Source organism: Polaromonas sp. (assembly GCF_030682935.1).
Classification (GTDB): domain Bacteria; phylum Pseudomonadota; class Gammaproteobacteria; order Burkholderiales; family Burkholderiaceae_C; genus Polaromonas.
Window position 1 is genome coordinate 1 of record NZ_JAUXNA010000241.1, and the last position, 5,263, is coordinate 5,263.

The window sequence follows — 5,263 nt, forward strand, 5'->3', positions numbered from 1 at the left end:
TCATGCGTGCCGTGGGCGAGCTGACCGCCCGCGAGATGCTGCTGTCGGCCGCCGTGCTGGGTGCGGCCGACATGCAGCTGCGCGGCTTTTTGAACCAGGTGGTGCCGGCCGGCGAGATCCAGGCGGCGGCGCTTGCGTGCCTGGACCGCATCCGCCCGCTGGCGCCGCAGGCGGCACGCCTGAATAAACAGACATTCAGGGCGCTGGCCACCGTCCTGCCTGCGCAAGTAGCTACTTATTTAATAGCAGGCGCCTATGGCTACGCCGCCTCTGCCGAACACCGTGAGGGCGTGACAGCATTCATCGAAAAGCGCTCGCCGCAGTTTGCGGGCTGAAGCGGGCGCTTGAACTTTCAATTTACCGGCCGTTTGATTCCTATGAAAAACCAAAACTTGTTTGCCGCGCTGCGCGCCGCTTTTCCTGCCGCCCTTGATGAGGTCGCCATTGAAACCGACAGCGGCCTGACCTATTCATGGCGCGACCTGGAGCGCAGCAGCGCCATGATGGCCAACCTGCTGCAGTCGCTCAAGCTTCCCCAAGGCGCCCGCGTCGCGGTGCAGGTCGAAAAATCGGTCGAGGCCGTGGTGCTTTACCTGGCCACGCTGCGCGCAGGCTATGTGTTTTTGCCGCTGAATACCGCCTACCAGAGCAGCGAAATCGAGTATTTCATCGGCAACGCCGAACCCGCCGTGGTGGTATGCAGCAGCCGCAACTTCGGCTGGGTCAGCAAGCTCGCGTTCAAGGCGGGCACGCAAAACGTGTTCACGCTGGACGACGACCGCACGGGTTCCCTGCTGGACGGCGCTGCGCACTGCAGCGACCAGCACGAGGCGGCCATGATGCAGGAGGACGATCTGGCGGCGATTTTGTACACCAGCGGCACCACTGGCCGCAGCAAGGGCGCCATGCTGTCGCACGGCAACCTGCTGAGCAACGCGCTGGTTCTGAAGGACTACTGGGGCTGGAAAAAAGGCGATGTGCTGATCCACGCCTTGCCGATTTTTCACGTTCACGGCCTGTTTGTGGCCCTGCATGGCGCGCTCATCAACGGCAGCAAGATGATCTGGCTGTCGAAGTTTGACCCCAAGCTGGTGGTGAACAAACTCCCCGAAGCCACCGTGTTCATGGGCGTGCCCACGCTGTATGTGCGCCTGCTGGCCGAGCCGGGGCTCACCAAAGAGGCCTGCCGCAACATGCGCCTGTTCGTCGCCGGCTCAGCGCCGCTGCTGATTGAAACCTTCAACGACTGGAAAGAGCGCACCGGCCACACCATTCTGGAGCGCTACGGCATGTCCGAAACTGCCATGCTGACGTCCAACCCCTATCAAGGCTACCAAGGGGGTGAGCGACGCGGCGGCACGGTCGGGTTTGCGCTGCCGGGCGTCAGCCTGCGCGTGCAAACCGACGAAGGCCAGCCCTTGCCTGTCGGCGAGATTGGCGGCATTCAGGTCAAGGGGCCGAATATTTTCAAGGGCTACTGGCGCATGCCCGAAAAAACCAAAGAAGAGTTCACGGCCGACGGTTATTTCAAAACCGGCGACGTCGGCAAGATAGCCCCCGACGGCTACATCACCATCGTGGGGCGCAGCAAGGACCTGATCATCAGCGGCGGCTACAACGTCTACCCGGCCGAGATTGAAGGCTACATCAACGAGATGCCGGGCGTGGCCGAAAGCGCGCTGGTGGGCGTGCCGCACCCCGACTTTGGCGAAGCCGGCGTGGCGGTCGTCATCGCCAAACCGGGCGCCACGCTCGATGCGGGCCAGATCGTGGCGGCGCTCAAGTCCACGCTGGCCAACTTCAAGATCCCCAAGCAGTGCTTTGTCGTGAACGAGCTGCCGCGCAACACCATGGGCAAGGTCCAGAAAAACCTGTTGCGCGAGCAGTACAAGGCCTTGTTTGCCTGAGCCCCGCCGCTAGCGCGAAGTCAGTGCGGACTTAGCGTGGCGCTGCCGCCGGCACCGGCTTTTTCAGGCCGCGCTGCGGCAAGGTCGCCAGCGCCACGCCGGTCAGGGCAATGGCGAATGCGCCCACCTGCGTGCCGGTGAGTGTTTCGCCCAGCACCAGCACGCCCACCGCCGCCGCGCTGACGGGCAGCATCACGGTGAACACGCCGGCCTGGCTGGCCGGAATGGTTTTGAGACCGGTCATCCAGAGCCAGACCGTCCAGACGCTGGCGGCCAGCGAATAAAACAGCAGCAGCAGCCAGGTGGGCGGCGCCACGGCGGAAAAGTCAAAGCCCCAGGCCATCCACAGGCCCAGCGGCGTGACCAGTGCAAACCCCCAGAGGTTGATCAGCGCCGTGATGCGCTTGGGGCTGAGCACGCCCGTGAGCTTTTTGCCAATCACCGCGTAAGCCGCCTCGCACAGCACCGCGCCCACCAGCAGCAAATTGCCCAGCCAGGCAGTTTTATGAGTCAAATCGGCCCCTGGCCCAGTAGATACGGACACAGGTAGCTCTTGTTTTGATAGCGAAACCAGCGCCACGCCCAGCACGGCGCAGGCCACCGCGCCCCACACCCGCAGGCTGATGCGCTCGCGCAGAAAGACCCAGCTCAGCACCGCCACCGTGGCCGGTATGGCCGCCATGATCACGCCCGCAGCCACCGCGCTGGTCATGCTCATGCCGTACAGCATGCAGATTGAAAACAAAAAATTGCCCAGAAACGACTCCAGAAACACCAGCTTGCGGGTCTGCCGGTTCATGGGCGCTTCATGCGCTGGCTTTTTCAGCCAGGGCAGCATCGCCAGCCCGCCTATGCCAAAGCGCAGCCACGCCAGCAGAAACACCGGCAGGGCGGCGACCAGCGGTTTCGACAAGGCCACATAACTGCCCACCAGCGCCATGCTCAGCGCAAGGCAGCCATAGGCAAGCCACGGGGGAAGAGGAGTGCGTGGCATGTGGGAAGCTCCTGAGCGGGTCAACAAAGAAGTGGCTTTTCTGCGAGGGAACGAAATGGACCCTGCCGGAGCGGCCCGGTTGGGGTATGTTCAAGGCAGTTTACCGGAGAGGATTTGTATGCTGCTGGACTCCGACACCCAACTGAACCGCCAGAGTTATTACGAAGCCAGTGTGCGGCGCCCGCCGCCGCTGCCGCCGCTGCAGGGCCAGGTCGATGCCGATGTGCTGGTGGTGGGCGCGGGCTTTGCCGGACTGTCGGCTGCGCTGGAACTGGCCGGGCGCGGCTATCGCGTGGTCGTGCTGGAGGCCGACCGCGTCTGCAGCGGGGCCTCTGGCCGCAACGGCGGCCAGGCCATCGTCGGCTACGCCAGCGGGCAGCAGCCGTTTGAAGACCAGCTGGGCCCAGGCCTGGCACGCCAGGCCTGGGCCATGTCGCTCGAAGCCATAGACCTGATGGACCAACGCATCGCCCGCTACGGCATCGCCTGCGACCGCGTCAAAGGCTACCTGACCGTGGCCGACTCGGCCCGCAAGGCGCGCGCGCTGGCCGCCGAGGCCGAGGCGCTGGCGCACGACTACGGGTTTCACAGCGAACTCGTTACCGGCGCCGACGTGGGCCGCTTCATCGACAGCCCGCGCTACTGCGCCGCCGCGTTTGAGGCCACCTCCGGCCACCTGCACCCGCTCAAATACGGCCTCGGCCTGGCCAGCGCCGCGCGCTCGCTGGGCGTGCAGATGTTCGAGTATTCGCCCGTCACGTCGCTCAAACGCGGCCCCCTGGTGGAGGCTGCCACCGCCCAGGGCAGCGTGCGCGCCCGCTTTGCCGTGCTGGCCGGCAACTGCACACTGGCCGAATACGGCGCAACAATAGCGCCCGAAATTGCGCCCCGCATCATGCCCGTGGGCACCTACATCATCGCCACGGCGCCGCTCGGCCCTGCGCTGTGCGCACGGCTGATTCCGAACAACGCGGCGGTCAGCGACAACAATTTCGTGCTCGACTATTTCCGCTTCAGCGCCGACCACCGCCTGCTGTTCGGCGGCCGCGTCAGCTACAGCGCCGCCACGCCGCGCAAGCTGCAGCAGGGGATGCGCCAGCGCATGGAAGCGGTGTTTCCGGCCCTGCATGGCGCGGCGGTGGAATTTGTCTGGGGCGGCTTTGTCGACATCAGCATGAACCGCGCGCCCGACTTTGGCCGTGTCAGCCCCAATGTCTATTACCTGCAGGGCTTCAGCGGCCACGGCGTCGCCGCCACCGGACTGGGCGGCCGGCTGGTGGCCGAAGCCATCGCCGGGCAGGCTGAACGCTTTGATGTGTTTGCCCGGCTCAAGCACACGCCATTCCCGGGCGGGCGCTGGCTGCGCATGCCGGGCCTGGTGCTGGGCATGGCTTATTACCGGCTGCGGGATTTGCTGTAGGTTTGCGGGAGAGATGGCCCCGGGACATAAAGCCGGTTTGTTGATGTAGGTACACGGGGATGCGCCCGACCATGCTCGGGCATCCGTGCGTGGGGGATTGGATGACTGCCCAAGACTGGCTCCAGGCATACAGGTTCTGGAACGGCACCCTCCAAAGCGGGCAGAGGGAACTGGTGCTTGAATGCCTACAACATCACGATGAGATCGCTACCGGCAGGACCAGCAATCGCTGCGATTGAGTCACCTAAAGCGTGCGGGTCACCTTTCACGATGCCGATTTCAGCCTTCAGGTGCCGCCCTAAACGGCACTAAATTCACCCTCGGTGATATTCATCAACCTTAGGGCTGGCTGATGCTTATACAAACCGAGCAAGGGATCGAGTGAATCGATAAATGTCACCCTGAATGTGACCCTGAATCGCTAGTAGAGGAGTTGCTGCAATGAAATGCAAACCAGGTGATATGGCCGTCGTTCTGTCAGCATCCCATAAATCCAACGTGGGTAGATTCGTCAGCGTCATCGAACTTTACGCAAGCACTGGCGACGCGAACCTGGATTGGGAGCCACCAGTCTGGTTGGTGGAATCGAACGCACCGCTTATGTGGACAAGAGGAAAGGGGCTTTGGATCGGAAATAAAGGACCAGTGCCAGATTCAGCCTTGCAACCAATCCGAGGTCTGTCGAAGAGAGATATTCAGGCAACCTGCCTACCCGTGAAAAAGGATTTTAGAAACAATATTGAGTAACTAGCCCGTCATGGCTGACACGACCAGCCGTAAGGGTTGATGAGCGGCTGCAAAAGACTGGAAGCCGACTTTCAAATCTCCAGATACCTGTCATTCAACGTTCGAGTTGAGGCGAGGGGTTAGGCTCCGCGCGCTACGGTCCGTTGTGTTGCCTTGCATACATTTCCAGTACGCGGCGAACCTGCGGGAAGGCGG

Annotated in this window: 4 protein-coding genes; 3 read left to right on the top strand and 1 reads right to left on the bottom strand. The window is 62.9% G+C overall.

The genetic code is table 11. The features are described from left to right. Both Q8K05_RS11185 and Q8K05_RS11190 read left to right on the top strand, forming a co-directional pair. The coding region (locus Q8K05_RS11185; RefSeq protein WP_305246690.1) for an enoyl-CoA hydratase/isomerase family protein at positions 1–335 on the top strand (335 nt) is incomplete at its 5' end. A gap of 42 nt (positions 336–377) precedes the next feature. Continuing rightward, the gene (locus Q8K05_RS11190) at positions 378–1,907 is read left to right on the top strand and encodes a malonyl-CoA synthase (protein ID WP_305246691.1); all 1,530 of its coding nucleotides are present in this window, start codon (positions 378–380) and stop codon (positions 1,905–1,907) included. Between the two features lie 31 nt (positions 1,908–1,938). On the opposite strand, the gene Q8K05_RS11195 is transcribed toward Q8K05_RS11190, so the two are convergent. Further along, positions 1,939–2,901, bottom strand: a complete 963-nt coding sequence (locus Q8K05_RS11195) for a DMT family transporter (protein ID WP_305246692.1) — start codon at positions 2,899–2,901, stop codon at positions 1,939–1,941. Between the two features lie 118 nt (positions 2,902–3,019). On the opposite strand from Q8K05_RS11195, the gene Q8K05_RS11200 reads away from it, so the two are divergent. Further along, positions 3,020–4,321 carry an FAD-binding oxidoreductase gene (locus Q8K05_RS11200; protein ID WP_305246693.1) on the top strand — a complete coding sequence of 434 codons (1,302 nt, stop codon included), beginning with the start codon at positions 3,020–3,022 and terminating at the stop codon, positions 4,319–4,321. Positions 4,322–5,263: the final 942 nt, after the last annotated feature.

Excerpts from the sequence above, each read along its gene's own strand:
- Q8K05_RS11190 (WP_305246691.1), top strand. The coding sequence starts at position 378 with ATGAAAAACCAAAACTTGTTTGCCGCGCTGCGCGCCGCTTTTCCTGCC.
- Q8K05_RS11200 (WP_305246693.1), top strand. The coding sequence starts at position 3,020 with ATGCTGCTGGACTCCGACACCCAACTGAACCGCCAGAGTTATTACGAA.
- Q8K05_RS11195 (WP_305246692.1), bottom strand. The coding sequence starts at position 2,901 with ATGCCACGCACTCCTCTTCCCCCGTGGCTTGCCTATGGCTGCCTTGCG.